At 46.6% G+C, this 3,785-nt stretch carries 5 protein-coding genes and 2 rRNA genes; 2 read left to right on the top strand and 5 right to left on the bottom strand.

Annotated features, from left to right (window positions below; genetic code table 11):
- Positions 1-41: 41 nt before the first annotated feature.
- From dsbA to J1785_RS02660, 3 genes are all read right to left on the bottom strand, one after another.
- Positions 42-665 carry a thiol:disulfide interchange protein DsbA gene (dsbA, locus tag J1785_RS02670; protein WP_129955244.1) on the bottom strand — a complete coding sequence of 208 codons (624 nt, stop codon included), beginning with the start codon at positions 663-665 and terminating at the stop codon, positions 42-44.
- A gap of 46 nt (positions 666-711) precedes the next feature.
- Complete coding sequence (locus J1785_RS02665; RefSeq protein ID WP_129955243.1) at positions 712-1,698, bottom strand: serine/threonine protein kinase; 987 nt, start codon at positions 1,696-1,698, stop codon at positions 712-714.
- A gap of 92 nt (positions 1,699-1,790) precedes the next feature.
- A complete protein-coding gene (locus J1785_RS02660; RefSeq protein ID WP_129955242.1) occupies positions 1,791-2,060 on the bottom strand; it encodes a YihD family protein in 270 nt (89 codons plus the stop codon).
- Positions 2,061-2,214: 154 nt separating this feature from the next.
- On the opposite strand from J1785_RS02660, the gene mobA reads away from it, so the two are divergent.
- Positions 2,215-2,802: a molybdenum cofactor guanylyltransferase MobA gene (gene mobA / locus J1785_RS02655; protein WP_217218748.1), complete on the top strand. Its 588-nt coding sequence runs from the start codon at positions 2,215-2,217 to the stop codon at positions 2,800-2,802.
- Entirely contained in the window at positions 2,799-3,332 is a 534-nt protein-coding gene (gene mobB / locus J1785_RS02650; RefSeq protein ID WP_217218747.1) for a molybdopterin-guanine dinucleotide biosynthesis protein MobB, read from the top strand. Before mobA ends, mobB begins: the two co-directional genes overlap by 4 nt.
- An 81-nt stretch (positions 3,333-3,413) precedes the next feature.
- On the opposite strand, the gene rrf is transcribed toward mobB, so the two are convergent.
- Together rrf and J1785_RS02640 are read right to left on the bottom strand one after the other, a co-directional pair.
- Positions 3,414-3,529, bottom strand: a 5S ribosomal RNA gene (gene rrf / locus J1785_RS02645).
- A gap of 137 nt (positions 3,530-3,666) precedes the next feature.
- A 23S ribosomal RNA gene (locus J1785_RS02640) occupies positions 3,667-3,785 on the bottom strand; the annotation flags it as partial.

The raw sequence follows: 3,785 nt of genomic DNA, 5'->3' as shown, positions 1-3,785 counted from the left end.
TATAACGCCAGCCCGAAGGCTGGCGCTAAGCTCAGGAATAGTTATTTTTTAGTCGCTAAGAAATTGATCACATCAGAATATTGTTTCACGTACATATCCTGTGAGCTGGTATCAAGCCCGTCATTTTTAACCATATATTTGCCGTTCACAAATACAGAAGGAACGCCTTGCAGACCCAAATCAGCAGCTGCTTTTTCCTGCTGAACAACCAGTGATTTCACGACGAAGCTGTTAAGTGCAGCATCATAATCCTCGCCCTTCACGCCAGCCTGAATAAAGACTTTACGGATATCATCAGCATTTTGTACAGACTGTTGTTTTTGTACGGCATCAAACATCAACGGGCTAACTTTATCTTCAACACCCAGAGCAATAGCCACAGCCCACGCCTGTGTTAGTTGTTTACCTAACGGACCAAGGAACTCAACGTGGTATTTAGTGTATTTTACATCTTTTGGCAGGTTCTTACGGATGCTGTCAGACACATGCCAGACTTGTTCAAACTGATAGCAGTGCGGGCAATAAAATGAGAAGAACTCAAGTACCTGTGGCTCATTAGCTACGGTTTTATCGAGAGTAACGTATTGCGCGCCATCAGAAAATTGCGCAGCAGATACACTGAAGGCCATAACCATACCAACCAGTGCCAGGAATATCTTTTTCATAGAAAGCCTATCTCCATTTAATTAAATTTTGAACGTTAATCGTGACTCAATACATTGGCATCAGCCGTAAAGGAGGTGCCTGCAATTTCTTAATTTGCTCAATAAAAGCCGCTATCTGACCTCGCCAAAAATCTTCGTCCTGCATCCAGGGGAAGCTCTTAGGAAATGCAGGATCATCCCAACGACGGGCAACCCAGGCCAGATAATAAACCATGCGCATAGCACGTAGCGGTTCAATCAAAGACAGTTCACTGGTATCAAGATCAGCGAACTCGCCATAAGCTTCCAGCAAAGTATCTAACTGGAGCCTTTGCTCACTTTCATCGCCATGTAACAACATCCAGAGATCCTGAATTGCCGGGCCATTACGGGCATCATCCATATCCACAAACAGCGGGCCATCTCGCCAGAGAATATTCCCGGGGTGGCAGTCCCCATGCAAGCGCAAAGGCTGCCAGTCGGTATGCCAGAATTCCCGGGTCGTGGTGATCAATTTATCTGTCACAGATAAAAAAGGCTCTCGCAGGCTTTTGGGGATCAGAGGACATTGCGCGAGGACATCACGTGGTCGGGAAAGATATTCATCGAGGCCAACTGTCGGACGAGCAATGAAGAGACTTTCACTGCCAACCTGATGAATACGGCCAAGAAAACGCCCTACCCATTCGAGTTGGTCAAGATTATCAATTTCATACTGTCGACCACCGACGCTCGGAAATACGGTGAACATATAACCCTGGTAGTGATGAAGCGTATTTTCATTAATAGAAAGAGGGGCTATAGCAGGGATTTCAGCATCGGCCATATCACGGCAAAACTGATGCTCTTCCTGGATTTGTTCTTCACTCCAGCGCTCCGGCCGGTAGAACTTCACCACATAACGTTTTCTGTCTTCTCCCAGAAACTGATAGACACGGTTTTCATAGCTGTTTAAGGCAGTGAGGCCGGACTCAGCAATCAGCCCGACACTTTCTAACGCATCAAGGATAAGATCCGGCGACAATGCCTGAAAATTAAAAGCTGAATTGTTCATAACTTCATTCGGGTTAGCCGCGCAGAATAGTGACAATAGGAAATAGTATCATCTATTTTTCACGGTTCGCATGAAGTTCACATAAGTTTACATCAATCCTTAATCACACCACGGGCACGTAAAATGGCAGTTTTGAAGTCATCCTCATAGTCTTTCTTCAGGCCAGGGATTTCCGTTGTGCTGTCAGTTCCGCGCATTTTCAGATGATAAATTAGTGTGTCATCACTGAGTTCGCCTAATGGGCCCTGATAACCACATTCTGTCGCCAGCTTCTGGATAAACTCCACCAGATTAAGATCGGAATCTTCCTTCCAGGCAGGATGAAGCAGCTCAATCAACTCATTTACGCGATGTTCTTTCATGATGTTCCTTTTCAGCTCAGTTACAAACCCTAAAAATAACAGGGTTATTTCTTGAGGGAAAGCACAAGCTGACGGGGGATCCAGTTAAAACCTGCCTGGCCTCATGGTAAGACGTTACAATAAACGGAATATAGATGTTTTGTGAGTGGACATTATGGATAAGCATGAAATTACCGGCGTTATTTTAGCCGGCGGACGATCGAGCAGAATGGGACAAGATAAAGGGCTTATTGAAATCCAGGGTAAGCCTTTATTTGAACATATCGCTGAAAGGTTACGCCCGCAGGTCGGTGAGATCCTCATCAGCTGTAACAGGAATATGGAACAGTATGGCCGAAATTTGCGGACAGTCCCTGACAAGATACAGGATTTTTCCGGCCCCCTTGCCGGGATGCTTGCAGCACTATCAGTGAGCAAAACAGAATGGGCACTGTTCGTTCCCTGCGATGTTCCAGACTTCCCGGCAAATCTCACTGAAGCTTTTTTAGCAAACACAGCAGGGCAACAGGCTGTATATGCCTGCGACCCAGAGCGTGAACATCCGACACTTTGCCTGTTAAACCGGAGTCTGATCCCGACACTGACGGCATATCTTGATAATGGCGACAGGAAGCTCATGATTTTTCTTGATAATATTGGGGCAAAATCAGTATTGTTCGGTGACGCCACCGCCTTTTCCAATCTCAATACGCCTGAAGACGTAGCTCTCTGGAAAACCCGTCACCAGGATCTCTCAAGATGAGAAACACACAAATTCCATTGCTTGGAATCGTCGCTTACAGCGGGACAGGGAAAACTACACTGCTGAAGCAACTCATTCCTTACCTGCGTCAGCAGGGCATAAAAACCGGCCTGATAAAACATACCCATCATGAAGTAGATGTTGATACCCCAGGAAAAGACAGCTTTGAGTTACGGAAAGCTGGTGCAGACCAGACGATGGTTGCCAGTAATAGCCGGTGGGCGTTGATGACTGAAACGCCGGGGCAGGATCAGCTCAATCTTGAATATCTGGCAACGCGTTTTGACTACCATAAACTGGATATGATTCTCGTTGAGGGCTTTAAGCATGAAGAGATCGATAAAATCGTCCTGCACAGGGAAGGAACAGGGAAAGCACTGGAGCAGTTAATTGATAAGCATGTTGTTGCGGTAGCCTGCGATTGCTTTTCAGGGAATATTTCAAAGGCAATTAGCGTCTTGAATATAAATGAGATAGAAGAGATTGGAAAGTTTGTCATCAGATGGCTGGAAAATCAGCAAAAACAGTAGGCACTGCTCCTCTTTTATTACTCAAATTCCCCATAGCGAAAAGCCCCGCACTTTCGTACGGGGCTTTTCGCTTTATTTGATGCCTGGCAGTTCCCTACTCTCGCATGGGGAGACCCCACACTACCATCGGCGCTACGGCGTTTCACTTCTGAGTTCGGCATGGGGTCAGGTGGGACCACCGCGCTAGTGCCGCCAGGCAAATTCTGTTTCATCCGTACCGCAGCGCATCAGGGTTGCTCACCCCGCGCCGCCATACGAACCAATCCCGGAACATTCCGCTGAAAATCTACTCTCTCGAGCCTGTCTCTCAAATCAAAAACACCTTTGGTGTTGTAAGGTTAAGCCTCTCGGGTCATTAGTACTGGTTAGCTCAATGCATCGCTGCACTTACACACCCAGCCTATCAACGTCTTAGTCTTAAACGTCCCTTCAGGTGGCTTAAAGCCACAGGGA

The organism is Rahnella perminowiae (assembly GCF_019049755.1).
GTDB classification, from domain to species: domain Bacteria; phylum Pseudomonadota; class Gammaproteobacteria; order Enterobacterales; family Enterobacteriaceae; genus Rahnella; species Rahnella perminowiae.
This window is presented reverse-complemented; position numbering and strand designations above follow the sequence as displayed.